The 25133-nt window shown below is 39.6% G+C and carries 36 protein-coding genes; 34 read left to right on the plus strand and 2 right to left on the minus strand.

Annotation, left to right across the window (positions count from 1 at the left end):
* Nucleotides 1–69 precede the first annotated feature (69 nt).
* The 30 genes from MHN81_RS24650 (at nucleotide 70) to MHN81_RS24795 (ending at nucleotide 18800) form a co-directional block, all read left to right on the plus strand.
* Nucleotides 70–387 carry a heavy metal-binding domain-containing protein gene (locus MHN81_RS24650; RefSeq protein WP_023401093.1) on the plus strand — a complete coding sequence of 106 codons (318 nt, stop codon included), beginning with the start codon at nucleotides 70–72 and terminating at the stop codon, nucleotides 385–387.
* 321 nt (nucleotides 388–708) lie between these two features.
* Nucleotides 709–954 (plus strand): hypothetical protein, encoded by a 246-nt coding sequence (locus MHN81_RS24655; protein ID WP_239427018.1) that lies wholly within the window; start codon nucleotides 709–711, stop codon nucleotides 952–954.
* A gap of 166 nt (nucleotides 955–1120) precedes the next feature.
* Nucleotides 1121–1405, plus strand: a complete 285-nt coding sequence (locus MHN81_RS24660; RefSeq protein WP_023401091.1) for a hypothetical protein — start codon at nucleotides 1121–1123, stop codon at nucleotides 1403–1405.
* Between the two features lie 115 nt (nucleotides 1406–1520).
* Entirely contained in the window at nucleotides 1521–1709 is a 189-nt protein-coding gene (locus MHN81_RS24665; RefSeq protein ID WP_239427019.1) for a hypothetical protein, read from the plus strand.
* A 98-nt stretch (nucleotides 1710–1807) separates the two neighbouring features.
* Nucleotides 1808–2215: a hypothetical protein gene (locus MHN81_RS24670; RefSeq protein ID WP_239427020.1), complete on the plus strand. Its 408-nt coding sequence runs from the start codon at nucleotides 1808–1810 to the stop codon at nucleotides 2213–2215.
* Between the two features lie 682 nt (nucleotides 2216–2897).
* Complete coding sequence (locus tag MHN81_RS24675; RefSeq protein ID WP_023401089.1) at nucleotides 2898–3224, plus strand: hypothetical protein; 327 nt, start codon at nucleotides 2898–2900, stop codon at nucleotides 3222–3224.
* 237 nt (nucleotides 3225–3461) lie between these two features.
* Nucleotides 3462–3848: a hypothetical protein gene (locus MHN81_RS24680; protein WP_239427021.1), complete on the plus strand. Its 387-nt coding sequence runs from the start codon at nucleotides 3462–3464 to the stop codon at nucleotides 3846–3848.
* A gap of 299 nt (nucleotides 3849–4147) precedes the next feature.
* Complete coding sequence (locus tag MHN81_RS24685) at nucleotides 4148–4660, plus strand: hypothetical protein (protein WP_023401087.1); 513 nt, start codon at nucleotides 4148–4150, stop codon at nucleotides 4658–4660.
* A gap of 269 nt (nucleotides 4661–4929) precedes the next feature.
* A complete protein-coding gene (locus MHN81_RS24690) occupies nucleotides 4930–5265 on the plus strand; it encodes a hypothetical protein (RefSeq protein ID WP_239427022.1) in 336 nt (111 codons plus the stop codon).
* 383 nt (nucleotides 5266–5648) lie between these two features.
* Nucleotides 5649–6305 carry a hypothetical protein gene (locus MHN81_RS24695; protein WP_023401085.1) on the plus strand — a complete coding sequence of 219 codons (657 nt, stop codon included), beginning with the start codon at nucleotides 5649–5651 and terminating at the stop codon, nucleotides 6303–6305.
* A gap of 115 nt (nucleotides 6306–6420) precedes the next feature.
* A complete protein-coding gene (locus tag MHN81_RS24700; RefSeq protein WP_023401084.1) occupies nucleotides 6421–6831 on the plus strand; it encodes an AraC family transcriptional regulator in 411 nt (136 codons plus the stop codon).
* Nucleotides 6832–6911: 80 nt separating this feature from the next.
* Nucleotides 6912–7319, plus strand: a complete 408-nt coding sequence (locus MHN81_RS24705) for a VOC family protein (protein WP_239427023.1) — start codon at nucleotides 6912–6914, stop codon at nucleotides 7317–7319.
* Nucleotides 7320–7424: 105 nt separating this feature from the next.
* A complete protein-coding gene (locus tag MHN81_RS24710) occupies nucleotides 7425–7730 on the plus strand; it encodes a hypothetical protein (protein WP_239427024.1) in 306 nt (101 codons plus the stop codon).
* 68 nt (nucleotides 7731–7798) lie between these two features.
* On the plus strand, nucleotides 7799–8053 hold the full coding sequence (locus MHN81_RS24715) for a hypothetical protein (protein WP_239427025.1): 255 nt from the start codon (nucleotides 7799–7801) through the stop codon (nucleotides 8051–8053).
* Between the two features lie 500 nt (nucleotides 8054–8553).
* Nucleotides 8554–9024 carry a hypothetical protein gene (locus tag MHN81_RS24720; protein WP_155250798.1) on the plus strand — a complete coding sequence of 157 codons (471 nt, stop codon included), beginning with the start codon at nucleotides 8554–8556 and terminating at the stop codon, nucleotides 9022–9024.
* A 236-nt stretch (nucleotides 9025–9260) separates the two neighbouring features.
* Nucleotides 9261–9593 (plus strand): hypothetical protein, encoded by a 333-nt coding sequence (locus tag MHN81_RS24725; RefSeq protein WP_023401079.1) that lies wholly within the window; start codon nucleotides 9261–9263, stop codon nucleotides 9591–9593.
* Nucleotides 9594–9936: 343 nt separating this feature from the next.
* The gene (locus MHN81_RS24730; protein WP_239427026.1) at nucleotides 9937–10494 is read left to right on the plus strand and encodes a hypothetical protein; all 558 of its coding nucleotides are present in this window, start codon (nucleotides 9937–9939) and stop codon (nucleotides 10492–10494) included.
* Nucleotides 10495–10520: 26 nt separating this feature from the next.
* Nucleotides 10521–10757, plus strand: a complete 237-nt coding sequence (locus MHN81_RS24735; RefSeq protein WP_239427027.1) for a hypothetical protein — start codon at nucleotides 10521–10523, stop codon at nucleotides 10755–10757.
* An 84-nt stretch (nucleotides 10758–10841) separates the two neighbouring features.
* Nucleotides 10842–11162: a hypothetical protein gene (locus MHN81_RS24740; RefSeq protein ID WP_239427028.1), complete on the plus strand. Its 321-nt coding sequence runs from the start codon at nucleotides 10842–10844 to the stop codon at nucleotides 11160–11162.
* Between the two features lie 739 nt (nucleotides 11163–11901).
* Complete coding sequence (locus tag MHN81_RS24745) at nucleotides 11902–12120, plus strand: hypothetical protein (RefSeq protein ID WP_239427029.1); 219 nt, start codon at nucleotides 11902–11904, stop codon at nucleotides 12118–12120.
* Between the two features lie 74 nt (nucleotides 12121–12194).
* Nucleotides 12195–12518 (plus strand): hypothetical protein, encoded by a 324-nt coding sequence (locus tag MHN81_RS24750; RefSeq protein WP_239427030.1) that lies wholly within the window; start codon nucleotides 12195–12197, stop codon nucleotides 12516–12518.
* Nucleotides 12519–12637: 119 nt separating this feature from the next.
* Nucleotides 12638–13999: a serine hydrolase domain-containing protein gene (locus MHN81_RS24755; RefSeq protein WP_239427031.1), complete on the plus strand. Its 1362-nt coding sequence runs from the start codon at nucleotides 12638–12640 to the stop codon at nucleotides 13997–13999.
* 142 nt (nucleotides 14000–14141) lie between these two features.
* Nucleotides 14142–14573: a hypothetical protein gene (locus MHN81_RS24760; protein WP_239427032.1), complete on the plus strand. Its 432-nt coding sequence runs from the start codon at nucleotides 14142–14144 to the stop codon at nucleotides 14571–14573.
* A 97-nt stretch (nucleotides 14574–14670) separates the two neighbouring features.
* Entirely contained in the window at nucleotides 14671–15012 is a 342-nt protein-coding gene (locus tag MHN81_RS24765; RefSeq protein WP_239427033.1) for a hypothetical protein, read from the plus strand.
* Nucleotides 15013–15284: 272 nt separating this feature from the next.
* Nucleotides 15285–15632: a hypothetical protein gene (locus tag MHN81_RS24770; RefSeq protein WP_023401070.1), complete on the plus strand. Its 348-nt coding sequence runs from the start codon at nucleotides 15285–15287 to the stop codon at nucleotides 15630–15632.
* Between the two features lie 154 nt (nucleotides 15633–15786).
* Complete coding sequence (locus MHN81_RS24775; RefSeq protein ID WP_023401069.1) at nucleotides 15787–16272, plus strand: hypothetical protein; 486 nt, start codon at nucleotides 15787–15789, stop codon at nucleotides 16270–16272.
* A gap of 211 nt (nucleotides 16273–16483) precedes the next feature.
* Nucleotides 16484–17056, plus strand: coding sequence for an NADAR family protein (locus MHN81_RS24780; protein WP_023401068.1), 573 nt, complete (start codon nucleotides 16484–16486; stop codon nucleotides 17054–17056).
* Entirely contained in the window at nucleotides 17053–17244 is a 192-nt protein-coding gene (locus MHN81_RS24785) for a hypothetical protein (RefSeq protein ID WP_023401067.1), read from the plus strand. The genes MHN81_RS24780 and MHN81_RS24785 overlap by 4 nt, the downstream gene beginning before the upstream one ends.
* Before the next feature lie 39 nt (nucleotides 17245–17283).
* Nucleotides 17284–17697 carry a hypothetical protein gene (locus tag MHN81_RS24790; protein WP_231105438.1) on the plus strand — a complete coding sequence of 138 codons (414 nt, stop codon included), beginning with the start codon at nucleotides 17284–17286 and terminating at the stop codon, nucleotides 17695–17697.
* 362 nt (nucleotides 17698–18059) lie between these two features.
* Complete coding sequence (locus tag MHN81_RS24795) at nucleotides 18060–18800, plus strand: hypothetical protein (RefSeq protein ID WP_023401065.1); 741 nt, start codon at nucleotides 18060–18062, stop codon at nucleotides 18798–18800.
* 116 nt (nucleotides 18801–18916) lie between these two features.
* Here MHN81_RS24795 and MHN81_RS24800 read toward each other — a convergent pair whose 3' ends face one another.
* Nucleotides 18917–20458 carry a serine hydrolase gene (locus MHN81_RS24800; RefSeq protein WP_239427034.1) on the minus strand — a complete coding sequence of 514 codons (1542 nt, stop codon included), beginning with the start codon at nucleotides 20456–20458 and terminating at the stop codon, nucleotides 18917–18919.
* A gap of 102 nt (nucleotides 20459–20560) precedes the next feature.
* Between MHN81_RS24800 and MHN81_RS28295 the strand changes: the two genes are divergently transcribed.
* The 4 genes from MHN81_RS28295 to MHN81_RS24820 all read left to right on the plus strand — a co-directional run bounded on the left by MHN81_RS28295 (nucleotide 20561) and on the right by MHN81_RS24820 (nucleotide 24166).
* Complete coding sequence (locus MHN81_RS28295) at nucleotides 20561–22123, plus strand: LytTR family DNA-binding domain-containing protein (protein WP_239427035.1); 1563 nt, start codon at nucleotides 20561–20563, stop codon at nucleotides 22121–22123.
* A 229-nt stretch (nucleotides 22124–22352) separates the two neighbouring features.
* A complete protein-coding gene (locus tag MHN81_RS24810) occupies nucleotides 22353–22847 on the plus strand; it encodes a hypothetical protein (protein WP_239427036.1) in 495 nt (164 codons plus the stop codon).
* A gap of 112 nt (nucleotides 22848–22959) precedes the next feature.
* Nucleotides 22960–23211, plus strand: a complete 252-nt coding sequence (locus tag MHN81_RS24815; protein ID WP_023401061.1) for a TIGR03643 family protein — start codon at nucleotides 22960–22962, stop codon at nucleotides 23209–23211.
* A gap of 226 nt (nucleotides 23212–23437) precedes the next feature.
* Complete coding sequence (locus MHN81_RS24820; RefSeq protein ID WP_023401060.1) at nucleotides 23438–24166, plus strand: sterol desaturase family protein; 729 nt, start codon at nucleotides 23438–23440, stop codon at nucleotides 24164–24166.
* A 168-nt stretch (nucleotides 24167–24334) separates the two neighbouring features.
* Here MHN81_RS24820 and MHN81_RS24825 read toward each other — a convergent pair whose 3' ends face one another.
* A complete protein-coding gene (locus tag MHN81_RS24825; protein ID WP_023401059.1) occupies nucleotides 24335–25066 on the minus strand; it encodes a type 1 glutamine amidotransferase domain-containing protein in 732 nt (243 codons plus the stop codon).
* Nucleotides 25067–25133 lie beyond the last annotated feature (67 nt).

Below are 25133 nucleotides of genomic sequence, written 5' to 3' on the forward strand. Positions count from 1 at the left end.
GTTAGTTTTAATAAGTCATATAGGATAATTCTGTACAGTATATTAAGACGTTGTGTTATAGAGGAAACTATGATTTATACGACAACCGAAACAGTTCCTGGAAGAGAAATTGAAGCGGTTTTAGGCATCGTCAATGGCAATGTGGTTCAGTCGAAGCATGTTGGCCGAGATATTATGGCGGGTCTAAAAGGTATTGTCGGAGGCGAGCTTAAGGGCTACACCGAGATGTTGGTTGAAGCGCGAAATATAGCGGTTGAACGATTAATCGAAAATGCGGAAAAATTAAATGCAGACGCCATAGTAGGAATACGATTTACAACAAGCTCAATCACTGATGGGGCATCAGAAATACTGGTGTTTGGTACAGCAGTAAAACTTCGGTCTTAACGACCAATTTAAGTTTATTAACAGTGCAAGACTCTACTAGTTTGAGCTAGCTCAATATTTTACAGTACGATAATTTTGGTAGAAAAGTGACCATGTTCACACATGATATAATTTTATATTTCAATATGGTAAAGCAAAGTGCAAGCTGCAAAAGTAAACTGTAACAAATGTGATGTGCTCATTTTAACGAGCATATTTAATAAGTCTGGCGGCTTTTGTATGCCTTGCTTTATGAAGCTAAATGATGGGCTAAGACCATCTGAGTTAAACGCTCTGAAAGATAGTGGGCTTTTTGAATTTTTTATTCGATGGAATGCTTTTGTGAAGAAGGGGGTTCCAAGTGTTAAAGGTAACGGGAGAATAATTGACAAGTTAAGTCATTGGTTACCAGTTATAAACGCATCAATATCCGGGTATCTTCGTTGTGGCAAAGGCAAATTTGACGGCCAAAAAAACTCAGAGTACCTTGTTAAGTTAAAAGCCGCTAGTGAAGGAGACATTTTGTTGTTTCTAACAGAGATTGAGCGATTCAATAGCGAACTAGTAAAAGCGACAAAAACACTATAAGTGTGATTTATAAACGGAAACCCTCCATGCAAATCGTGAGTTTTTGTTCGATAAAATACTAAAATGGACTGAAGAGAACTCTTGAACTCTAGGTCTGATGGAACTGGAGTAGGCGAGGAAAAGGGCAAAACCACAGAAACAAGTTGGTAGCGTAAGGTGACTAACTATGAAATTAAGCGGTAAGAAAAAAGACCTGTATAGGCGGGTAGATGAAATTCTTCATTATCTTTGGGACCCGATAAGAGTGTCCGATACCCCTCTTGCTCGAGATGAATATCACTCTTACCTTCCAAAGGTTTTCAGTTTAGTCATCTCAGACAAAAAGCATCACGAAATCTCCGAGTATTTAGTAAAAATAGAGTCTGGCTCAATGGGTATATCGCCAAATATCGATAAAGCGACTGAAATTGCAAAATTACTCATAGAGACAAGGGAAGCAATGTTGGAGTAAGTGAATTTAGAAGTTACTCAAGAGGGAGAAAATACTCGGGTTTTACTCTTTCTTTGCTTATTATCGTATAGGCCAGTGCACTGATGAAAAATCGTTAATTTGTATAAGAAGCACTGTGAAAGTTTCAGCTATCGTTTCATTTTTATTCATTGAAAGGCCGCCTCATGGTTTTTGGTATACAGCTAATTCATGGGCAAGGGATCACTATCTTGGAAACGTTGATACCAGTTGTAGGCTGATTTTTGAAGATGGGCTAGAAGCGTTTGATGGTGATACTCTTGAGTTTAAAATGGTTGGCTGTTAAATGAGCATATGAAGGCGAGGTCGAAAGTTTGGTTGATCCTCATTCTTCGCTGAAGATAGCCAAGTAGTATTAGCAATTCATATAGAAACTAGGTGTACATGTCGAAGTTGAAGCGAGCATTATATATTTTTGAGTTTGTAGTAGGTTTTGCTCCATCTATACTCCTTCTCACATTAGGTCTGATATTTAGCCCTGCAATCCTACTTGGGTTGTTCGCAGGCCAACCATTATCTATATTGGTCTTTTTTTTAGTCGCTGGTGGCTTGATAGGCTTTTGGGGTGCAATAAGCTTACTTGGTTTAACACTGTATCCTGAACAAGAAAATACACACCCTACAAAACTAAAAATATATTTAGTGTTAGGTGCTTTATCTTCAGTAGTTGCAAGTTATTCAGTGAGTGTTATCAACATATATTTATTACCTTTTACCGTTACCCCTTTGTTTGTAACGCTACATTTGGCATTTATACAAAGGCACCATTTGAATGGCAGTACAATAGCCTAGTAGTTTAAAGGGGAAGGTCACTCGGGTTTATTCATTTTTCGCCAATTTCACTTATGCATTAGTGCTCATCAACAGAGCTTTGCATGAACAAGGAGAGTCACTTCACTATACTTTTATTACATTGCTTTAAATACGGTTTATCTGTTGTTTCAAGGTTTCAATGAGTGTTGAAAAAGCTAAGTTCATGCGGTAATTGGCCGAGGGTTAGGTATTTTGGTATTCGGGAAACTTGTCACGATTAATCTTATGAACTACTCAGTAAACAGGTTAGGTACTGAGAGTTTTCAGTAGTACAGTATAGGCATTATTGCATGCAATATGTTCCAATTGGTGTTATTTATACTAAGATCGCTTGTTACATTGCAGCAAGAGCATATGAAGATACAAGAAGTATGAATGTAAAAGCCGTTCACCGATGTTGGCCTTTTGGCACAGATGTTATTTTTGGGTCTTGTTAGCTTTAGATAATTTGTGACGGTAGATAGCAGTGTAAGCGAAAATATAGTGGAAAATAGTATTTTTTTGACTTTGTAAGTTGTTTTATTTGAAGTCAATTGATTGTACTATTTATGTGCATGTTTACTTTAAACTTTTTGTAACGGGTTTATGGTTTTAATAATGCTTTAATATGACGAATTGATTTCTTGAAAAATATTATAAAAAACTAACTATGGAGAGGATAATGAAATTATTTGGATTAGCAGCTTTACTATTTTTGTCAGTACCTTCGTTTGCGAACGATTGGAGTCAGGCTACGAAAGTTGCGGAGATCAATACCGGCTACACAGGAGGCTTTATTTTGTTTCGTACAGAAAAAGCACATCACAATCCTAAAAACTGTGATGCTGCTTTTTATGCTGTTAGACAGGGAGATGCCGAAGTAGACCAAATACTGTCAGTCCTTTTAGCAGCACAAAAAAGCGGTGGTTCAATACAGGTTGGTGTCAACTCAAGTAAATGCGATCAACATGGGCGGATCTCAGTGACTAGAATTAGAAGCTTGCCGTAACTTCAGTAAATTGTTCAGCTTTACTTCGTGATATAGGGGTAAAGTTGAGCATTACTGCGATATGCCTCAGTGGTTATGAGATTAAAATTTAACTCAAATCAATTGAATTGCCTTGGTGCACAAGACTTAAAACCATAAAGTGTTTGTAGCTTACTCTAAGTTAAATTAAATACCTTCATTTAGCTTCAATTTGTTATAATTTAAAGCCTTTTGAAAAAAGTGTGACATGCCTAAATTATGAGTATCTACGAAGAGAAATTGGAAGGTCGAGAGTTTGACTGGTTCGCTATAGATGGCGAAGGAAACATAGCTCTATTTGCTACGGCGGGCGAAGGCACAATCCCCAACTTGGTTATTGAAAACTATGCCGAGCATGATGCTATTGCGGTGCAATTGGAATCTCCAAATTTGGGAAGCTCTGAAGTTTGGTCTGATTTTGCAAAGCTTGGGTTTTTTGTCTTCGATTGGGATTTGCATGGTGGTCCTTATAAAAGGGAACAAAAGCCTACGAGCACTATGAGCGTACAATTGAGAAATACAATATTGGCAATGGGGAGTATTCCTTCGTTGCCAGTCAAGTTCACGGAAATAACGGAGTTGGTAGTTGGGCGCACATTAAAGTAAACGGAAGCACTGTTTTAACTTACCAAGCTCGAGCCGTCACAGTTATCGTGATAGCGTTTTTCTTTGGCGCAATTCACAATCATCCCTTTGCTCCAGCCGCGATGGCCGGCTGCATCAATACTTACCAATAACTATTTGCCCGGCTATTTTAGTTGTATGGATAATAGTTGAGGTGCACAATGCAACAAAATAGCTTAATAAAAAGGACAACACAGTTTGCTGTTTTCCTTTTTGAACACCTATGTAACAAATCTCTGCCTTATTAAGACTTTAGATTCAAATTAGGAGCGAAACATAAAATGAAATATCTACTCATTCCGGCGGCAACTCTGTTGATGGGAGGATGTGCCAGCACATACTCGCCAGTACCTGAAAACTACTCAGGCGCAATATCTAAATTTGAAAGTACACAAAAAAGACACAGCGAAGGCAAAGCTGATTTGTTTTACCTTGAAAAAGTAGATGGTAAGAGAATACACAATAGCGCAGCTGCAACACGCTCAGCTACCTATGGCCAAGGTTTTGCACTTACAACCGAACATGTCGTAACAGATACTCCCTCTTCGATGGCTACGTTTACAATCAAAGGTAGAACTCTGTATGCCGCGCCAATTCAGGCAATGACAGGCACTGTTTATGAAGTTACTGGTGATGTTACATTTTCACCAGAGCCAGATATTACATACATTGTCAGAGGCGAGTTAGGCAAAGCATATTCAGCAGTATGGATAGAAGAAAAAGGTAGCGGTAAAGTTATTCTGAAAAAAATAGAAATAAAAGGTGATTCAGAACTAGGTTTTTTTGAGAAATAAATATAAGGGCTACGCGTTCGGGACACGCTACGTTGCGAGTTCAGACCGCGCAGCCTGTTAGGCGTTATTTAGGAAGTATTGATATCTCGCATTAGCAGAACTTTCCAGATGAATTAAGGCACTGCACTTAATAAATGATTGGCGAATTATACCAATAACGCAAGCGCCTAAAGAGGTATTAAGACTTGATATCAATAGTTTATAGGTTTTTCTTCGTTCAAGCGTTGCATGCGTTTGACGCACTTTAAGGCCGCGTTTTAGGAATAGCCATGAATAGATACAACCGCAACAAACGGTACGATGAAGCAAGAAAAAAGGTGATTTGGTTATTGCCTTTAGCTGTTGCTTTTGCGGTTTTTTTGCATATTTATGGTTCAATAAATCCAGGAATTTCGTGTTTAATAGCAATACTGACGCTGGGAGTGGTTGTTTTACTAATTCAGTTTTTATTAAGCCTAAAATATAAATTAATGAAAACGCAGTTTGGAGAATACGACAAAGCGGTTAATGTGAGGAAATACACGTTGGCATTAGTGCTTTGCTTTATAGCTCTTTGTCTGAATACAATCATGTTGATCATCATAATGACAATGATCATGATATAACAGGCAATTATGAGTGCGTGAGATGGGCAATAGGAATATCTAGGTAACAGCGCTAACTTGCACATGTATGTATCTAACAAGCTGGTTTTGTGAGCAGATGGTTACATCGAGTTTCAAGCCAATAGGACTGATGAACGATTAACTTAATGGGGTCTGCTAAGCAATTATATTCACTTAATATCAGCTCAAAAGTGTCAATTTAAAGCGAAGGCACAATATGTACAGAGTTTTTTTGATTTATTGTCGAGGACTCTAGAGGTGTTTTGAAAGGTATACCAATCAAAGTTTATTAAACAACGACGTAAAAACTGAATGCACTTTATGACTGATAATTTTGTAAAGGTTTAGAGGTCTTGGGCAGTTAATCGGAGAATATAGCCAAAATGATAGTAACTTTTGAGGGTGCGCCTGCTGTAGGTAAAAGCACAATTGCTTCAGCATTAAAAGATAAGCATGGTTGTTATGTAATACCTGAAGTTAATAAACTATTTGGTAAAGATAATCGAGAGTCGGACCTATGGTACTACCAAAAACAAATTGAAAGGTGTCACATTGCGAGTAGCTCTGCTAGCGACGCTATGATATCTATTTTAGATGGTGATGTCTTTCAACCGGTTTGGTTTGGTATAACCTTCCCAGACGAGAACTGGGGATGTTTTGACACTATTGTGAGCTTTTATCGAAAAATGATAGATGAAAAACAAGTGTCATTCCCCAATAAGTACGTCTACTTTCATGTGCCAGAAGCACTCAGAGCTAACAGAGAGCGTGGGCGTTCATCGCTCCTAGGTCGAAGCTCCGAAGAAATAGAAAAGAAAATCATGAGGTTTCAGCGTTTTAGTGCTTTGCATAAAGACTATTTTTCTGATCTGAAAGCGGAGTTTCCAGAGTTGGTTTGTTTTCATGAATCGAACGACATTAGTCGATCAATCGAGAGTGTCTTATCGTGCGTTGATACTCATCAATACAAAGACAGCGATATTTTTGACTTTATGATTGAACGGTGCAGGGTCCGTACGAGAACAATAGAAAATAGGTAAGATAGTCAGCAAGCCGATAGCAACTGATGGCGTTATATATCTGGATAACAATGTAACAGCGTTGCTCAAACTTTAAACCAGCGTTATATTTTACGTGGATCAAGGAGTTTATTTTATGGCTACGAACTATAAATTTAAAAGGCTGAATGCAGGTAGGGATTTTATTGCTGGTAACTTTAACACCCCACTTAACTTATCGGATATGGCGAAGAATGCTCATATGTCCCCTTATCACTTTTTGCGCTCTTTCAAAGATACCTATGGAGAAACCCCTAATGAATTCTTGATACGGCTTCGCGTCGAAAGTGCTAAGAGGATGCTAATTACCGAAAACTTTAGTGTATCAGAGGTTTGCGAGAAAGTAGGCTACATAAGTCTCGGTAGCTTTTCATCATTGTTTTTGAAACAGACCGGTATGGCTCCAACTTTGTATCGCCGTAAGCTGTGGGCTTTGTCAGCTGAGGCCTATCGCTTTCCTTCGCAGGCTATACCAGCGTGTTACGCATATCATTTTTTGGGAAAATAAGTTAAATGAGCAATATTGGAGAAATATCATGTTGATTATTTCTATAAGATAAAACGAGTCAATAACAAAGGAATATATAAATGATCACATCTATAGCACATGCAACAATATATGTACTGGATCAGGAAGAAGCGCTTGATTTTTACCAAAATAAGCTTGGTTTCGAGGTTGGTGATGATATGAAAGTAGAAGGTGGCTTTCGCTGGTTAACCGTACACCCAAAATCTAAGCCACAACTTCAATTGGTATTGGCAGAGCCAAAAGAGGGACCTCTGCTCAGCAAAGATGCAGCTGAGAAAATACGCAGTTTAATCGCAGAGGGGGCATTTGGCGCGGGCGTTTTTGAAACTGAAAATTGCCATAAGACCTATGAAGAACTTGTGGCTAAAGGCGTTGAGTTTACCCAGCTACCAACAAAGCAACTCTATGGTGTTGAAGCTATGGCGATTGATAATTCTGGGAACTGGTTTAGTTTGGTTGAGCGCTAAATCAAAGTTTAATGAGTAACGCTTGCAGGGCGTCTTTAGTGGCGTCTCTGTTTATGGCATTCATAGCAATTTGAAGGTTTTCAGGTAGTTTGGAAGAGGTATGTTATGTCGATATCAATATGTCTAGCGGCCATTTGGGCAATTCTAATACTTCGTTCAGGTTTGGCTGAATATAAATACTATCAATCAGTTAAAGAATTAGAGCCTGAGATTTGGGCACAATTAGGCGCACCGAAATACTTTAAAGTACCAGTCGCTTTTGTCTCTTCAAAAGGTGTAAAACTGCTGCAGGGCGCTTCCAATAAAACAGTGCTGGCACTTGCAAGTAAGCACCGTCAGGCGGGTATTCAATTGTTGTCATACGTTGTACTGGTCTTAGTTGCATGCATTGTCTATTTTAAAGTTGCCTAACAAGGCGAGTAAGGATTTGAGTGTTGTAATACTTGTTGGGAAGGGTTGAAGCCGAAGGCCATGGTTTCATGGATATTGTAACTATATCAGTCCCAACTGTCGTGAACAGTTTTCCGTTTGAAAGTATTCAACTTACTTATGGTGAAGTTGCCGTATACTGGATCCCTCTTGATACAAAAAGGCATCACGACCGCATACTTACCACATTAATTGGCTACCCAGCCTCAATTAAGGACTTCGAGTTTTTAGTGAACTATTCAAATGGCACATGCTCTCTTTATCAAGCTGGTTCAATTAACAGCGCATATCGCAAGATAAATTAACAGTTTGAGGAACCAAACAAAATTGAGGTGAAGTGTGGCTTCAAGGTGAGCGCATTTCAGGGTATTCCAACCAGTTTGCAATGTATGCATTTCCTCATTTTAATCTACCTGAGGGCTACAACACTCTTGCTTGGTGCGTGGCGTTCACCATTGATTGGATGTGAGATATTTACGAATATCGAGGACACATTGGAGGCAAATAAAAACTACTTTGTTCGCTTGACTGCAGAGCTGCGAGATTTAGGGCATAAGGTGGTATCATATCGGTTTCTGATCGTTATGGTTTTACATTGGTTGAAGAGTCTTTTGCTATTGATGAATTAAAAGAGTCAAAAAACGGATAAAAGCAAAAGTTAGGAGCATAAAGTCGCTGACTTATGTTCCTTGTTTGCCAAACAAGCATTGCTAAGCAATTAAATATAAATGAATCAGTAGTGGGTTATTTAATTGCTCAAATTAGGCCCACAATATTTCTACCCCTTATCGAGTATTCACAGAGTATGATTGAACGAGAAAAAATCAAAGATGTACTACCTGTCTTTTTGGAGTATAAAGACCACAGTGATTCGGACATCACTGACAGAATAACACACCATGGATTAAGCTTTGGAGAGGCAGAGCGGATCTCAGCATTCTTACCCAGTGCATTTTGCCGCATAGTTTTGGGTGACAAATTAGAATTAGACTTTCCTAATACCTATAAAGTTGAGGGCAAAGAAGGCGAGTACGCTTATTCAGAAGAGCCTATCTACAAATTGGCCATCGATATTGCCTCAGAAATTTATCACAATGAACCTGAGTTGGCGGACATTTTTAATAGTATTGTAACTCGCAGCGCCGAGTTCAATGCCGTGAATCAAGCGTTAAATAAGGGAAGTGAAATTACCGGTGGTAGCCTTCAAGCTACGACCTATTTTGGCTATAAAACACTAGGCAAAAAGCGAAGCCTGCTCTCAAGAATATTCGGCTAGTAAAACCTAAATGCGCTCTTCTGTTTAAAAACATTGCGGTGACTATGATAAGCTGTGAATAATCAATAGGAAAAAGACGTAAAGTGCTTAATACCCTCAACAAAACAAGGACGAAAAATAGCAGGCTTGTATTCTTTCTCATTCCCTTCAACCAGCAAAGCGAGCGTAAGTCACCTATGAAGCATCTAGTAAGAAACTTAATATTTGTTGCATTACTTATACTTTCGGGAGTATCAGTGGCAGTTGATATTGAGCATCCAATAAATGTAAAGTGGGTTGATGGCTATGCTGTTATCTCTAATGAAAACAAATCTATTGATATCACAATCGACAATGTCGCCTTGCTTTTGAATATTAGTGCGGTCGTTGAGGATGGAAGTACGTACATCATAGCTTATCACTGTACAGCGACTAAGTTTGACGCCAACGCAGAAGTCATAGGCTTATACGCAGGCGAGGTTGATATTGTGACTATCTCAAAAGCACAACTGAGTAAAATTGATTGCGGGTTCGGCATTGTGTTGGAATTGTCATTAGCCAACAAAGCCATAAGTGCGGTTAAAGAGTAGTTATTGGCGTTAGTGAAGTTCCTAGCGACTATTGAATGAAGCTAACCGCCAAGTATTAGCTGGATATAAATTTGCTGCTGTTGAGGGTTATAGAGTTAGATTGACTGAGCCGCAGTAAGTTTGACCTCTGTGGTTATTTATCTTTGCATTTTCATCTGGGGTCAATATTGCATTTAATAGTTCTAACCTATGGACAGTTTTTGGTGTAGAGCTTAAGTTAATTGGCAATGAGGTTGTATTAACCATTTTTTGTATTTTAGTTTGTGCACCTTCATGGCGAATGCTTTCCAAACTTTTCAGCACCGTATAAAGCGGGTGTTGATAATACAAAGTGGAGTTTTATATGAAATGGTATTTAGGTGTTGCGTTCGGAGTTCTTTCATTCAATAGTGTATCTGATACGGTCAATATTGAAGCTAAAGGTAATTTAGAAGCACTCACCCCAGCACGATGTGTTGAAATGGCAGAGTTGTCTAACAAGCAAAGTCCTGCCGACATATTTACTGGGGTTGCTGAATGTTTATCAAACAAAGAGTTTGATAAAGCGTCTGAGCTACTCTTGGCTGCACTAGCTTATGGCAAATATGACACTTTGAGGGTTAAAGATAAGTCCGCCCATCAAGCTATCTCGGTGTTACGAATAAACTCACTTTCTCAACTTTCAAAATTGGAGTTAAAAGAGTTTCAAAGCACGTTTGCTGCATTGATGAATAACCCTATTGAAAAGAAAAAACTATGCAATAAGTTGGAAAAACTCGGTATTCCTCAATATATACCTAAGTATATGATACAGCATGGTATCTCAGCCTTTACGGGAAAAGATAAAGGGTTAGCTGATGATTTTGATGCTCGCGCGGCTTGGAGTGAAGTAAAAGCTGAATATGCCAAGTGTAATTTATAAACTAACAAGTCATTGAGGGGGTTTGATTGATAGGAAAACTCGTAAAGCTCGTACCATTTATTATAGGCTGTGCATTGGCGTATATTGGTTATAAAAACATTAACTCAGCTCCGGCGGAGCATTTTGGATGGGTTTCACTGGTGTTTGGTGGGCTATTAATTTTAAGCTCCCTCCGTTCGTCGAAAAATAAAACCAGATATAGCATCGAATCTGATCTCGATAGCTCAGGAGGAGATGGTGGTTCTTGCGGTGGCGGTGAATAGGCCGCTAAACAAAGGGGTATAGTCGTAAGTATTAGAATGTAGTTTGACTATTTAATTTTAAGTTTAATCTAATCAGGAGTTGTTATGACTTCACATGAACTAGGGCCGCCTAAGGGAATGTCCGACGAAGATTGGAAAGCTTTTCTCGAACATGAAAAAAGTTGGCAGGCCATGTTAAAGCAGCGCTTTGACGATGACCTTAAATTATCGCCACCAATACCACCTTGGATAAAATACCCTGAACACGACTCGGATAGCATGTTTTGGCGTATGGGGGTAGGGGAAGAGTATCTCTTTGATTATTTTGGCGTATATCTAAAGTATGCTAGTAAGGCTGAGTTAGAATCCTACAAATTAGAGTATCCTGCCCCCAATGATTGGGCCGGTTGGTACGATAAAAATTGAGAATTGTAAAAACGATGAGCATCTGCATAAGTAAGCTTTATCTAGCTTAGAGTTTTATTGACGTCGTGCTTGTGCATTATACTTTACTCGTTGCTGTATGAAGTGCTTATGCGTTGGGCGTGACTGAAATTAGTGCTCAATGCGTAAGAAAACTATTCCGTAAAGAGTGTTGTTAATGCTTATACACTTTGCGTAAAAAGTTTCATTCGCTGTATTCGTTTGCTTTTCCACTCGTTATATTTTTAAGGAAGACTATGGTTCTTGGTTGTTGGGACAGCGCATTGTTTAAAAGTCTATTTATTTCGAGTTTATTTATCCCTGCCGCCTATCTTTTTGACCTTTATCATTCAAATGATTTTTTGTGGTCAGAGGTTCATAGCTTTTTCGTTCTTTTTTTGCTTTATTTTTGTGTGTTCGTATTAACCTCGCTAGTTGGGTGGCTGTTTATAGGGTTTCCTACGCATTGGCTTGTTTGCAAATTCACGAGTAAGAATTACGTTTATTATGCATTACTACCAGGCCTGTTTCTTTGCGAAAGCCTACTCACAAATGGTCCATGGCTTTTGGCTTTTATAGCGTTAACTCAAGCTTTACTCTTTAGATTTTATGTATTTAAAATAAAATATAACCAAGCGTGAAAATACGGTTAATTCGATTGAATTTGCTCTTGCCTTACTGTGTATTAGCCAGTATTTTAATCAATTATATTGGCCTTTTTAATTAGATGTAGGGGCAACTCATGAAACGTAAATTTAATGTATTTGGTAAAGTTATGTCGGTTTATCGTGAAGCTGACGAATGGGTTTTATACACAGAATCTGATACGGGTATGAGGGCTAGAGTATACGATGTTGTTATTCCTTCGGAACTAGCAGAAGACAAGCTCGCACAGTTTTTAGATGATATTTTCCATGAGTTTGCCAACCAGCGCTATCAATCAGTATTTCAGGTGGATTGAAGCTAGCTGCATGAGTGCTAGCTTTGGGCAATTATTTTTATTATTAAAACGAACATAAGTTAGAAGTCGAATTTATGAAGATTATATCAAAAATATCTGATCCAATAGAAAAAGCAGACTTGTATTTCGGTATTAACCCTAGTGATCGTAAACGACCGTTTGTATTGGGTGCAAATAGCAATGCTCAAGGGGTACTGTCTATTGCTAGTTGGGGCGCAGCTTCCACATTCGGTCTTGAGAATCTAAATAGCATTGATGGGTCCATGTGGAAAGACTGGCGTGCGTCTTTACGCCATGTTGGTTGTGATTGGGTGATCCCTATCATAGAGAAGGCAGAAAAGACCAATAATCTTGATATGGCAGTCGCTGAAATATTACAAAGAGCGAACCAAGAATAAGTTTTGTGTAGAACAATGAATAAGTGCATTCACTGAATACGCGTCCCGCCGTATTTCATCTTTGCTAGTGTGCCGGGCAATAGACCACAAGGGTTTGTTGTTTTGGTTGGACTTTATTCGTGTTTTCAGAATTTCATTTTGGGAAGGTATTTGGTTTCAAACTAAGTAAAATACATTTAGTCAATGCCGTTGAGCCAAAGGGTAAGATGCTTGGCTTGTGCTATTTAGGAGCAAATATTAGCATTTCTCGGATAGAAACCTCGGAGTCATGGATGAACTTAATGAATAAAAATGCCTTTTTAGTACTGCTAATTAGCATTCACTTTATATTTCCCTGCAAGGTTATGGCAAACAGCGGCCTGTACCAAAAAGTTGATTATCATAGTAAATATCAGCCTATGCTAGATAACCTCATATCTGAGCACATTCCTGGAGCTGTTTTACTGGTTACATCAAAAAGCGATGTTTATATCGGAAGTGCAGGCTTTAAAGACTTGGAAAAAAAGGAGCCAATGACAACGGATATTGTCATACCCAATGGGAGTGCAGGTAAAAAGTTAACTGCATTGTTGGTTGCCATGTTGGCAGATGAAGGTGTGATAAACTTAGACGTTTCCATCAGTACATACTTGGATCGTCAATTGCTTAGGCAAATTCAGCATTCAGAACAAATGACAATAAGGCAGCTGCTAAATCACACAAGTGGCATTTTTGAATATAACGATGTCAGCGATTATGCCTTTTTCAAAGCGCAATTCGCTCAAAAAGATAAAGTCACAACAGACATATTCCCTTTGGGTTTCGCCTTGAACCAACCCGCTAATTTTAAGCCCGGGAAAGCGTATGCTTACTCGAATACTGGATATGCTTTGGCCGGAGTCATTTTAGAGCGAGTATTAAAGCAGCATCCCTCTGTTGCGATCAGAAATAAGATACTCATGCCACTTAAAATGACATCTAGCTATTCAAAAGGTGTTGAAACGCACAAGCCGAAATTGGCTTCCGGATTTTTTATAAATGATGCAGATCCAGCGTTTCCACTGCCTATGAATGTCTGGGTAGATACAAAAGAAATTATAGGCACAACCGCGACCTCAGACGCACCCTTGGCTTCAAGTGTTAGTGATATGGCAAAATTATTAAGAGCTATAGTGCATGATAACAGTATCGTTAGTCGCAGCGTAAGAGCGACAATGATAGGAGAAAAGAACCTCGTTGAGTCTTGGGGGCCGCGTTTTTATTCTTCTTCTGATTTTCATTATGGGCTTGGAGTCTGGGTGGAGAAAGTGAGAGGTAAGACATTTTATCACCATGGGGGCACTGAGTTTGGCTATTTTACTCAAAACATTTATATTCCCGATGGCGATGTAAGTATTACCGCATTTGCAAATTGCGGCGTAAACGAGCATTGTGAGTCTGAATTTCAAAATTTCACTTTTGCGATTTTAGATTCATTTTTAAAAGTGCGGCAGGGTACTTAACGAGCACTTATGGTCACGCGCACTCAAATAGCTTGTATGGCTTTGCAATTATTAGTGATTGTCAGTCTATGGTGAAACCAGACCTGTCGATTTTGACTGTTTATTGGGGGTTATATACGAATGGTGAAATATGAAATGCTTTATGCTTGTTTTTTTGGTAGTCAGTGTCTGTAGTTTCGCCAGTAAACCCAGTACACCATCCAAAGAATATCTAGATAGTTTATCGCCAAATGAAAGAGGCATCGCTTTAGAGTATGAAGCAAAACTTAAAGAAGAGTTTTTTCAATACCTGAGTGTTTTAACTGTTGAAAGGTTAGAATTTTTACTAAAGCTAAGAGAAAAAATATTGGCGGACGGGGCCGGGTCCTCTCAACAGTTTATTGATGGTATTATTTTCCAAGAAGCTAGAATAATCTATAGTTCTGGTAAAGTCAGGGAGTTGACTGAGTATCAAAAGTCTATTTTATCAAGGTTTAAAAGTTCCATAGAGAAAAATGAGTTGGTATTTTCAGGAAAAAACGCAAAGCGAAATGAAATTAGACTAAAAGAGTTTATAGAAAATATTGCATATTAAATTTTAAATGCAAAGCCATAATAAGGTGGTGTCAAACCATATTTTATTGCTTTGTATTAGCTAATAGTTACAGCTCACAACACAACGAACGGAGCCCATGGTTGAATATATTGTATCATTGTCCTTATTGCTGGGGAGCGCCTCTTCACAAGCAAAAGGTTGCATCAATGTGATTGGTGAACTGGCGCTATGGAATAGCCACCCGCCTTTTCTTAGAGTTACTTTATCAGGGAGTAGTAAAGTTTATGGAGTATTACAAGCGGGAGAAGAGCCCGCCTCGGATGCAATCCCTATTACACTTTACTCTGAGGTCATGGAGGGAAGCTACCGAGTTAATGGCAAGTTTTGCATCGAAAAGTTAGGCAGCTTTACAAAAATTCCTTACAGTAACAACGATATCGAGTATGTTAAAATAAAGCGTTTTTCTGCTATAAATTAGAATTGCTGGTGTTCGTAATAGTTGAAACTTTAATGCGATGCGTGTGGAGTTCGCTCGAACTCTGCCAAAAAATAAAGGGATCTATACGAGTAAATCGTCATGCAACGGCCTAAACGCTACCTCGTCTTGTTAATAAAACACGCACAATTACACAGTGCATAAACGATGATAGCAAATTATGAAAACCTTAATACCATTTCGCTCTAATTAACTTTTTTCCTCATGTGCCGTACGTTATAATGTGCCCCAATTTAAGACAGGTAGAAAAAATAATGTTTAAAAAGATACTGTTATTAGGGGCATTATCATGTTCCATGAATGTACTCGCTGGCGATATTGCGTTTGGTAAAGTGGTAGGCACAAAGGTGTATGACTTTTCTGATAATAAGTCTGTGAAAGTGTACTTTGAAAAAGGTTCTACACTTGGAACGCCAGGCTGTAAAGAAAGTGAAAGACCATTTGGGATTATTACTTATAGCAAAAAGACTGAAGCGTCTGTCAATCATATGTTGAGTGTTATATTGGCTGCACAGATGTCTGGTAAAAAAATGCGCATATTTTCCAAAGTTGACAACAGTTGTGAAGTGGATTTTGTTGCCCTTCAAGAAACCTACTTTTAATCCAGCAGTCTAAATTGGCCGAATGTATGTTCGGCTTTCTTAACGCCTTTTATTCACTGTTAACTATGAGCTATAAGACAAGATAAAGTGAGAAGAGAAGGCGAGTTGAGCACTTAATATTAAGGTGGTTATATATTTTTTGAGGAATTAGGCTATGGGTTATGTGATACACGCAATTGTGGGTAAGAGTGATGCTATTACTAAAATCACATCAAACTGGGTAGTCGCAAAAAAAGTGGATCTCAGACAAGGGTATTCACTTATCCAAGTATCAGATGAGCTGTTAGATGACATAAACGAGCTTGTAAATTCTGAAAAAGATGCTCCCTATCCAGAGTTTTTGAAACTCTCTTCTTCACTTCACGAACTGCTTCAAAGTGAATCTATTACTAAAACATTTGCCTATATTGAAAGTGACTATTTTGGTAGCGTAGGCGCACAGTCAGCAGTGCTTTATGCTAATGGTGAAACAGTGTTAGGGCCGTTGAAAACTGAAATTAAGTGGTGCTCAAACTTAAATCAGTACTATCAAAACCCCCAAGGTCAGCTGGCCATAAACTCTGTGCTATCCCAACTAGGTGTTTCTACTAGAAATTCAATGGATGAGTTTGAGTCTTTACAGCTCGGTTCATTGAGGTAGAACTTAAAGCCACACTCCAAGTACAAAATTAATGACGAAGTATAGATAGCAGCTGCTTCAATTTTAGTGTCTGGTTCCCAGTTAAGTGAGCCTAAGAACAGGCTTCTGGTTGTGTTTTAAAAACATATTTACCGTGCTTAAGGCGATTGGATTTAGCCACTTGTCTAGCCGGTTTGTGAAACGCGTTAATACGTTAAGTTTGAGAAGAAATTTGAAAGTTAGAACGAAAGAAAAACTGGCTGACTTTGTCAATCAGGGAAATAAAGTTAAGTATGTTTTTTTCTGGGGGCATCAAGAAAAAAGCGGACAAGTATCAAAGAGCTGTTTCAGTCAGTGGTATGAATCAAAGTTTCAAGAAGATGGGAATGAATTTTTCACCGCTGAGCATTACATGATGTATCACAAAGCTAAGCTATTTGGTGATTATGATGCTTGTGAGAAGGTGCTTAGTGCCCGAAGCCCAGCAAAAGCGAAGGCGATTGGTCGTGAGGTGCTTGGGTTCGAACAAACTCTATGGGACGAAAAACGTTTCGAGATAGTCGTCAATGCTAATCTGGCGAAGTTTTCTCAAAACGCCGACTTAAAGGCTTTTTTGCTTAGTACCGGTAACCGAGTTTTGGTTGAAGCGAGTCCTGTAGACAAAATATGGGGTATAGGGTTGGTACAAGATAATCCAGCATCTGAAAACCCTGACTCATGGAAAGGTCTCAATTTATTGGGATTTGCACTGATGGAAGTGAGAGACAGGCTTGCTGATAAAGCAGGGGCTAAAGAGGCTTTATGAAAATTTTTAATTTATTAATTTTATTGATGATATCCGTATCGCTAAAGTGCTTTGCAACGGGGCAAATTCCGGACTCGATCACAATTAAAAATATTGAGTATCGGTTACATACCAATCCGCTGAAAAACTACCTTGCTAAAATAAATTGGCAGCAGCCTGACAATATATCGATCTCGACTGCAAATTGACGGGGTTACTTAGCTTCTTGGAAAGTTGAAGCGGGGGCCTTGCTGCTTACGGATGTCACGATTGACCTTTACCATAAGGCGCAGCAGCGCGACGAAACTAAAAGTATTCTGCATGAGTTGTTTCCAGGCAGTAAGGTGGTTAAAGCAAACTGGTATTCTGGCGCGCTGGTTGTCCCTCATGGAAAACGAACGAGGTTAGTGCACATGGGATATGGATCGAGTTACGAAGAATATATTGTGATTCGGGTAAATAAGGGAACAGTCGTTGAATTTTTAAATTTAAGTGGTGAAGAATTCGCAAAATACAAGGCGAGAAAGTTCCAAGCGTTTAAAGGCACATCGGAGTTTCAGCAGAAACTCAAAAACCTTATTGAGGAAGAGCACCGCTGGTCTGAAGAAGACGCTTTATATTTTATGGAAAGCTTTTATGCTGAATATTACCTTTCCCTTTGATAGAGCTGCTAAACCAAATTTCTCAAAAGATTGGCAGATCTAATAGCTCAATAAAGAGCCTGTCTATATTTTGAGAAGGTCAAATCGATGAAAGACTTAGTACTGTTTATTAATCATCAATCCATGCAAAAGACAGCTTGAACAGCTTAATTTTTATTTCATGAACAAGCTATCTTGAGTGGTGGAAATTGAGTTTACTGCTTGTGATTGTGAGCTAAAGTCAAACAAAGGAAGAGTAGCAGACTATACTTACTGGCGTCTAAGAGGTGATAGTAAATAAGGTATGGCTTTGGAGCGGGTGAGCGCGACAAAAACACACCTGATGATTATTTGAGCCTAGACTTTTTATAAGGTCGGTAGGTATGAGAAATTGTTTGATTTTCCTTTTTTTGTTTTGCTATGCACTGCAAAGTAAAGCTGGCATATTTGCAGGCTATGATGATTTTTGCGGCTTACCAGTTGTAGTTGGTCCCGACGCGCAAGTTGCAACCGCAAGGACCGACCAAATAGGAAACAAATACATCCATATTGATCCTAAAGCAATGCAAAACTGGACAGTCTCAAGAGTGTTCACACTTGCTCATGAATGTGCGCATCACCTTGTTGGACATACCTCCCGTTTAGGACAGCTAGAGAGGTTTTATGGCGGTACGGCCAAGCAAGAGCTTGAAGCCGATTGCTGGGCGGCGAGAAAATTAGCATCAATTGGACTCAATTACGACATTAATAGAACTATCTTGGATCATGCCAATGCTGGCCATTTTTCAGCTGGTGGTTACCCTTCGGGCAGTCAAAGAGCACAGAATATACTCAATTGTTTAGGTGGCAGTAGGCAGTGTAAAACGGTTACTACACCCTGTGGTCATGCTGCACATCCTAGTGGGGACAAGGTTAATTGTTCTCATTTTGTGCAGCCTCATCCAAATGGCGACTTTACACCGTGTAAGCATCTTTGTTCAGGCCCTTGGGGCGCAGTGGCATGTCATCCTCAAGGACATACTTTACCTTGTATGCATCCGCCTGTTCAGTTGCATAGCGCTGATTTAGTGCAATGCCAACATGCAGCTCACCCTCAAGGGCATGCTCAGAAGATATGTCGTTGAGCGCCGAGAGTGAAGCTGTCGACATATTAAGACACCAATGGAAGTTTCTTGAATCTGAAAAGCCTAGCGCAGCTTCCAACTGCGCTATACATTAAATGCGTTGGGCCCAGTGCGTGTTAGAGTTTCTTTTTTAAGTTCAAATCGTGGAAATTATACGAAAAGTCAGTACTACGACTCACTGCCTTCATTTTTAACCCTGTAATACTGCCTTTAAAATCCACTTCAAAATTGACGTATGCATCCGCGTTGAGCGTTCGATCAGTCCACTTGGCAACAAATCGGTTTCCTTCTAGGTGAGTAAGAGAGCCGCTTAGTGCTTCACTTCGAGAAAACTTAATTTTGAGCTTGGGTCCGGATACCTTGACGTATACTTTACCATACCAATCATCATGATAAGTCCCCGCATATTGATTGATATCTAAAGGCGGTATTGCTGCATTAACTGAAGTTGGCTCACTGTCGTTTTTTTGCTGCTTTTTATACGCTTTGTAGCGGGCATTACCTTCGATATAGAGGTCTATGTAATTTGTTGGTTGCTCCTCTATATAGCTTTCTAATATCGTTGCAGTCAGCCCTTGTGCAGCTCTTGACCATTGATTGGTGAGTGCAATAACTGCAAGGTCCTTTTCCGGTAAAAAAGCGATATGAGACGTCATTCCCTGTACGGCACCACCGTGAGAGACATGCAAATGACCATGAAAATCTTTTAATCGCCAACCTAGACCATAAGCTTGGAAATGAGTTTGCGAGTATTTCTTGGCCATGTAAGGCACTTTTTGCAATGTAACTGGCTTCCACATCTCTTGCAGCTGTTGTTCTGAAATGAGTACTTGGCCATTCGGTAACTTGCCTTTGGCAAGGAACAATTGCGCCCACTTTGCCATGCCCAAAATATCGCAATTCACTAAATCGTCATCTTTAAAAAAGGTGGTTTTTAGTTCACCATTTACTTCCATATGCGCAGTAGCGCGTTTGCTTGGTTCCGAGATACGCGACGGACTTGCAACACAGCCTGTCATTTGGAGTGGAGAAATCAGCGCTTTTTCGACATATTTATGCCAAGGCATTCTAGTGACAACGCGGATGATCTCCTCGGCGACAATATACATCAAGTTGTCGTATGCATACTCTGATCTAAATGAACTCTCAGGTTTCAGGTAACGTAATGCCTTGATGATTTCATCTGGCGTCGCTCGAGCGTCCGGCCACTGCAGCAAGTCTCCCGCGCCGAGCGGTAAGCCTGATCGGTGGGATAATAAATCTCGAATTGTAAATTCTTGCGTTACCCACGGATCATACATTCTAAAGTGGGGGAGATAGTCAATGACTTTGTCATCCCAGCCTATTTTATTTTGGTCAACAAGTAGTGAAAGCGCAGCGGTTCTAAAGGATTTAGAAATAGAACCAACTTGAAACAAAGTGTCTGTGCTAGTAGGTGTGTTGCTATCGATTGACTGAACCCCATAGCCTTTTGCGTGGATGACTTCGTCACCTTTAACAATAGCTAAGGCTATTCCTGGAACATTAAGCTCAACCTGTGCTTTTTCAACAAGAGCATCTATTTGTTCATGTTTTAACTTTGCACTTGCGCATAATGACGTTAACAGTAATTGTGACAAGATGGTCCCCGTGATAACTGATTTTTTGATATAGTTCATTAAATTAGGCCTCTTAAAGCGATTTATTACCTAGTAAGGACATTAACAATTACTTCTTATTTTTCTAGCACTTATATGCAAGCGGTAGGTTTTTTTCTGCAAGTGGCAGTAAAAAGGAGTCGCTCACATTACTCAACCATAGCAACACCAAAGTTATCGGCGTTTAGGGCCATCAGTTTTATATTTTTGGTGATCATTTGGAGTGCTTTTTCAGCAAGTGTGAGCGCCAATGGTTTTAATAAGCTTTTTATTCAAGAGGTTATGGTTTGTTATGACAAACAAGAAACCCAATCTATTGGTGCTATTCCTAGGCAAAACTGTAAAAAGACAACACTTGGTGAAGTTGAACCCAATAACAGCCTAACCTGGATAGTCGCAACTTTTGACTTAGACACAACGAAGGGCATCAACAAACCACTTGGACTGTTTTTCTCTGCCAAAGCGGCTGCTGAGTTTTATTTAAATGGCGAATTAATTGGTCGAAACGGATATCCCTCTGTAGAAAAAAAAGGTGAACGAGCAGGGGCGATGGATTCGGTCATATATATACCATTGGAATTGATCAAAAAGCAGCAAAATGAATTAGTTATCAAGCTCTCTGCACATCATGGGATTGTCAATTTAGGCGGTTTTATCCAGCGAGCAATAATTACACACTACGATTCGCCACAAAATATGGTGCTGCGTCACTACTTACCGTCGTTGCTGCCGCTAGGCGTTTTGGTTATTGGTTTGATTTTTTCGAGCACGTTAGCGGCCCTACAGTCAAAGAATCAACGAAATGTACTTCTTCCCTTATTTACGCTATTCGTTGTTCTACAGTTATTAACCGAGGTATCGAGAGGGCTTATCCCTTATGATTATTCTTATCATGATATTCGCTTACTGTTCATTTTGCTGTTGGGCACATTAAGTGGTCAGTGTTTATTGCTCCATATTGTAAAAAGCTTTCTTACAAAAGCTCACCGAAAGTACTTTTTCCTTTCTATGCTGCTAACGCTTGTGGGGATTTACTTAGGTGAGTCAATGGAGAGTAAAACCGTGATTGTTATTCAGGTGCCTGCGTGGATAAGCTTTATAATCGCTGCTTATCAAGCGTTTCAGAAAAATGAAGCTGCGGCCAGAAGTGCGATAGCGCTGTTGGTGTTCTCAAGTGCAATTGCGATACAGCCAGACAAGTTCTTGGATATCTATTTTTATTATTTTGTGGCTTCACTTCTGCTGTTTTTCTTCATTCAACACGCAATTGCATATAAAACCGAAAGGTCACTTAAATTAGTGGCTCAATCAAGGGCTGAACGTCTACAACAAGCGCTCGATGAGTATAATGAGTTGCAGCAACCGTCAAAAATCCAAATAAATAACGGCCAAAAAGTAGAGTGGACTTCGTGTGATTATATATGTTGTTTAAAGGGAGCCCGAGACTATGTCGAAATCATGATGTCTGATAACCGCTGCATTTTACATAATCAGGGTCTTGCGGTCATGGAAGAGAAGCTACCAGCCACGTTTTTACGGGTACATCGCTCATTTATTGTTAACAAGCGCTTTATTCAATCATTAGAGAAGTTACCATCAGGGGGGGGCAACCTTATATTGACTACAGGAGTTACCGTTCCTGTGAGTAGGCGAATAATGCCAAAGGTAAAGAGCCAACTGACTTAATTTAGGTTTGTATGCCTTGGGTTATCTAAGCATTGAGCTTATTGTTGGCTCATTATTTGGAGTGATTGTATTGTTGTGGGTCGTCAATGCGCCACAGTAGGCAATAAAATCAATTAAAGACATAAACTCGCCTAGCTCTTAGGGTTCATTTTGTGAAAAAAGAGATTGCGACATATCAACACTACGACCCAGATTTTATGAGGGTTGAAAACTACGGACATATTTGAATATGACAAACCCCTTTATTCCCGATACTTTTGATCCACCATTGTATTTTGATTCGGCGGACTTTTACTTCGTGGTGTTAGAAGAACAGGTTGCAAAGTTTGACTTTGATGCTGTGATGTCGAGCCAGCAAAGACTGCAAGGAATATTTGGCCCAGGTTCACAGTGGCCAAAAAGCGACATGACACTTGACGAAAATATAGAGAGTTTACAGGTGCATAAAAAGGAGTTTGAGTCACGATTGGCATTTGCTTATTCAGTATTCAATGAGTCAAAGGATAAGTGCCTTGGTTCTGTTTATATCGACCCAAGCCAATCGCCAAGCTATGACTGTGAGGTGTATTTATGGATTAGAGATGACAGTATTGACCTTGATAAGGTGCTATATGAAACTGTCTTAATCTGGCTCCAAGAGCAGTGGCCTTTTTCACGAATTGCGTTTCCAGGTCGCAGTATTTCGTGGGCTTGTTGGGCAAGTGAAATAAAAAGTGTGGGTTAGGTGAATAGAGCCTAAGCTTCTGCCTGGCCAATTGTGGGCTTAGTCCCTTCTTACGACTGATCCAGATTGAATATAGGGCCGTAGAACAAGGCTTTATAAGAGAGAGAAAGAAATGCAGTTTTCAGCAGAGGACGAATCTAGAATCATTGAAATGGCATGGGAAGATCGCACTCCATTTGAAGCCATTGAGCTCCAGTTTGGGCTCAATGAAAAGCAAGTTATCGAGTTCATGAACAAAAGGCTAAAAGTGTCTAGTTTTAAGCTTTGGCGTGCAAGAGTGTCCGGGCGCAAGACGAAGCATTTCATGCTACGCAGTAAAGACGTTAGCCGAGGTTATTGTCCATCTCAATACAAGCACCGTTAGTTTAACATCGAACAGGGTATACTGGTTTGTGCAATGAGAAATTTTATTGCACAGGGCTCGTCGCATAGGCATCTATCTCTTGCCAAGGCGTGATGCGTTTTTAAAAAATGCATATTATGGGTATTGAGAAAACAAGCTAGATCCGTTTTCTCATTTGTGAAAAACAATTGATTTAACCTGTTGTTTTTGAGACTGTTCATACCATCACGTTGGATATGAGGTCAAAATGGAATTACTCACCCTGATTGTTGTCATCATCGCTTTTCTTGGTGTGTTTACGTTAGAAGTTATCGCGCCAGCTTCAAAGAATGAATGCGATCGTCGCTGGCTGATTTTAGCTTCTTCTATCAGCTTATTTCAGTCACTCTCGACCATAGGCATAGGACTTTTATTCGTTGATCTATTTCGTGAAGTATCGATATTTGAGTTTCGAGATATACACTTTTTTGTTCAAGGTGTATTGGGTTTTATCTTAACTAGTTTTGTTGCCTACTGGTGGCACAGAGCGATGCATAAATTTGACTTTTTATGGCGAACATTTCATCAGTTACACCATAGCCCAAGGCGTATTGAGGCGCTTACTTCATTCTATATGCACCCATTTGATGGCGCTGCAGCAACTTTTTTAAATGCCTTTTGTTGCTATTTTATATTGGGCCTCGATGCGTCAGGAACTGCTGTTAGTTTAATTTTTGCAGCACTGTACAATATTTTTATACATGCGGATTTAAAAACGCCGTATTGGCTAGGGTATGTACTCCAGCGCCCAGAAATGCATAGGGTTCATCACAAGAGTTTACACCATGCTCAAAACTATGGGTTTGCGGTGTGGGATTTATTATTTGGCACATTTTGTAATCCCAAATCGTATGTTAAAGATGTTGGCTTTGACGAAACTCGGGAGAAGCGGGTTTTTGATATGCTTAAAACCAAAGATGTTTATAAGGCAGAATGATTCAGATGTCCTAGAGTGGCAATGGTATTGCTATTGTTTTTAAACTGTAGGGTTGGCGATAATAAATTACCGTTTTGATAACTAAATCGCGAGAGATGTTAATAGTTGCCGAGTCATTGAAGCCTCAACTCATGCCATTGAGCCTGCCATGTGGCAGGCTGCTTGAGCTTAAGAGCGATCTTTTTGCAATAATTTAATCAAAACAATGGCAGTGGGAAGTGCTGATTTAGGGTTTTGGCCCGTCAACACTCCATTATCGTGAATGACATAGGGCTCGCCCGGCGAAGTATACGTAAATTGAGCGCCTTGTGCTTGGAGTTTATCTTGTAATAAAAAAGCGTAATTCTGCCGTGCCCAACGTCCTTCTTCTGCGTTTGATTTTGCTGTAACTTTGAGCCCAGACACTAGGTAATTGCCGTCTGCATTTTTTATATCTACAAATGCTGCAGGACCATGACATACGGCTGAAATGATCTTATCTTGGGCTAAAAATGCTAAGGATAATCTGGCCATTTCAGGGTGCCCTGCAAGGTCAAACATAGGGCCTGCTCCACCTGGAACATAAAATGCGATGTAGTCTTTCGGTTGTATCGATTTTAATGGTGTTGGCAGGTCAATATTGCTGTTCTTTCGCATGATTTTGTAGTCAGCCTGAGCCTGTTTAGAAAGTAGCTTGTAGGCAACTGGTCGGCCTGGTCTGCCGTCTGGACTGGCAAATTCGACCGAATACCCGTTATTAATGATATGTTGATAAGGTTCAACGACTTCAGGCAAATAGTAGCCATGTTTGTCAGCAGATAAAATAAACAGCACTTTTCCACTGTTATTCATATTTGCTAAAGCTTGCTCAGTGAAAGCACTTAATAGCATGAACCACAGCAACCCGATAACTTTAAACATAGAATTCTCCTATCGTTTTAATTTGACAGGATAATTATTGCCAACCATGCAGTTTTAAAACGTTACC

Origin of the sequence: Pseudoalteromonas sp. Of7M-16 (assembly GCF_022347805.1) — a bacterium.
Taxonomy (GTDB): Bacteria; Pseudomonadota; Gammaproteobacteria; order Enterobacterales; family Alteromonadaceae; genus Pseudoalteromonas; species Pseudoalteromonas luteoviolacea_F.

What these genes read in the sequence shown, in the direction of transcription:
- MHN81_RS24690 (WP_239427022.1), top strand. Translation starts at nt 4,930, where the DNA reads ATGAATAGATACAACCGCAACAAACGGTACGATGAAGCAAGAAAAAAG.
- MHN81_RS24815 (WP_023401061.1), top strand. Translation starts at nt 22,960, where the DNA reads ATGCAGTTTTCAGCAGAGGACGAATCTAGAATCATTGAAATGGCATGG.
- MHN81_RS24705 (WP_239427023.1), top strand. Translation starts at nt 6,912, where the DNA reads ATGATCACATCTATAGCACATGCAACAATATATGTACTGGATCAGGAA.
- MHN81_RS24770 (WP_023401070.1), top strand. Translation starts at nt 15,285, where the DNA reads ATGTTTAAAAAGATACTGTTATTAGGGGCATTATCATGTTCCATGAAT.
- MHN81_RS24680 (WP_239427021.1), top strand. Translation starts at nt 3,462, where the DNA reads ATGAGTATCTACGAAGAGAAATTGGAAGGTCGAGAGTTTGACTGGTTC.
- MHN81_RS24800 (WP_239427034.1), bottom strand. Translation starts at nt 20,458, where the DNA reads ATGAACTATATCAAAAAATCAGTTATCACGGGGACCATCTTGTCACAA.
- MHN81_RS24825 (WP_023401059.1), bottom strand. Translation starts at nt 25,066, where the DNA reads ATGTTTAAAGTTATCGGGTTGCTGTGGTTCATGCTATTAAGTGCTTTC.
- MHN81_RS24750 (WP_239427030.1), top strand. Translation starts at nt 12,195, where the DNA reads ATGAAGATTATATCAAAAATATCTGATCCAATAGAAAAAGCAGACTTG.
- MHN81_RS24695 (WP_023401085.1), top strand. Translation starts at nt 5,649, where the DNA reads ATGATAGTAACTTTTGAGGGTGCGCCTGCTGTAGGTAAAAGCACAATT.
- MHN81_RS24700 (WP_023401084.1), top strand. Translation starts at nt 6,421, where the DNA reads ATGGCTACGAACTATAAATTTAAAAGGCTGAATGCAGGTAGGGATTTT.
- MHN81_RS24775 (WP_023401069.1), top strand. Translation starts at nt 15,787, where the DNA reads ATGGGTTATGTGATACACGCAATTGTGGGTAAGAGTGATGCTATTACT.
- MHN81_RS24650 (WP_023401093.1), top strand. Translation starts at nt 70, where the DNA reads ATGATTTATACGACAACCGAAACAGTTCCTGGAAGAGAAATTGAAGCG.
- MHN81_RS24675 (WP_023401089.1), top strand. Translation starts at nt 2,898, where the DNA reads ATGAAATTATTTGGATTAGCAGCTTTACTATTTTTGTCAGTACCTTCG.
- MHN81_RS24720 (WP_155250798.1), top strand. Translation starts at nt 8,554, where the DNA reads ATGATTGAACGAGAAAAAATCAAAGATGTACTACCTGTCTTTTTGGAG.
- MHN81_RS24810 (WP_239427036.1), top strand. Translation starts at nt 22,353, where the DNA reads ATGACAAACCCCTTTATTCCCGATACTTTTGATCCACCATTGTATTTT.
- MHN81_RS24715 (WP_239427025.1), top strand. Translation starts at nt 7,799, where the DNA reads ATGGATATTGTAACTATATCAGTCCCAACTGTCGTGAACAGTTTTCCG.
- MHN81_RS24660 (WP_023401091.1), top strand. Translation starts at nt 1,121, where the DNA reads ATGAAATTAAGCGGTAAGAAAAAAGACCTGTATAGGCGGGTAGATGAA.
- MHN81_RS24710 (WP_239427024.1), top strand. Translation starts at nt 7,425, where the DNA reads ATGTCGATATCAATATGTCTAGCGGCCATTTGGGCAATTCTAATACTT.
- MHN81_RS24740 (WP_239427028.1), top strand. Translation starts at nt 10,842, where the DNA reads ATGACTTCACATGAACTAGGGCCGCCTAAGGGAATGTCCGACGAAGAT.
- MHN81_RS24745 (WP_239427029.1), top strand. Translation starts at nt 11,902, where the DNA reads ATGAAACGTAAATTTAATGTATTTGGTAAAGTTATGTCGGTTTATCGT.
- MHN81_RS24670 (WP_239427020.1), top strand. Translation starts at nt 1,808, where the DNA reads ATGTCGAAGTTGAAGCGAGCATTATATATTTTTGAGTTTGTAGTAGGT.
- MHN81_RS24760 (WP_239427032.1), top strand. Translation starts at nt 14,142, where the DNA reads ATGCTTGTTTTTTTGGTAGTCAGTGTCTGTAGTTTCGCCAGTAAACCC.
- MHN81_RS24730 (WP_239427026.1), top strand. Translation starts at nt 9,937, where the DNA reads ATGAAATGGTATTTAGGTGTTGCGTTCGGAGTTCTTTCATTCAATAGT.
- MHN81_RS24785 (WP_023401067.1), top strand. Translation starts at nt 17,053, where the DNA reads ATGAAAATTTTTAATTTATTAATTTTATTGATGATATCCGTATCGCTA.
- MHN81_RS24795 (WP_023401065.1), top strand. Translation starts at nt 18,060, where the DNA reads ATGAGAAATTGTTTGATTTTCCTTTTTTTGTTTTGCTATGCACTGCAA.
- MHN81_RS24765 (WP_239427033.1), top strand. Translation starts at nt 14,671, where the DNA reads ATGGTTGAATATATTGTATCATTGTCCTTATTGCTGGGGAGCGCCTCT.
- MHN81_RS24685 (WP_023401087.1), top strand. Translation starts at nt 4,148, where the DNA reads ATGAAATATCTACTCATTCCGGCGGCAACTCTGTTGATGGGAGGATGT.
- MHN81_RS24820 (WP_023401060.1), top strand. Translation starts at nt 23,438, where the DNA reads ATGGAATTACTCACCCTGATTGTTGTCATCATCGCTTTTCTTGGTGTG.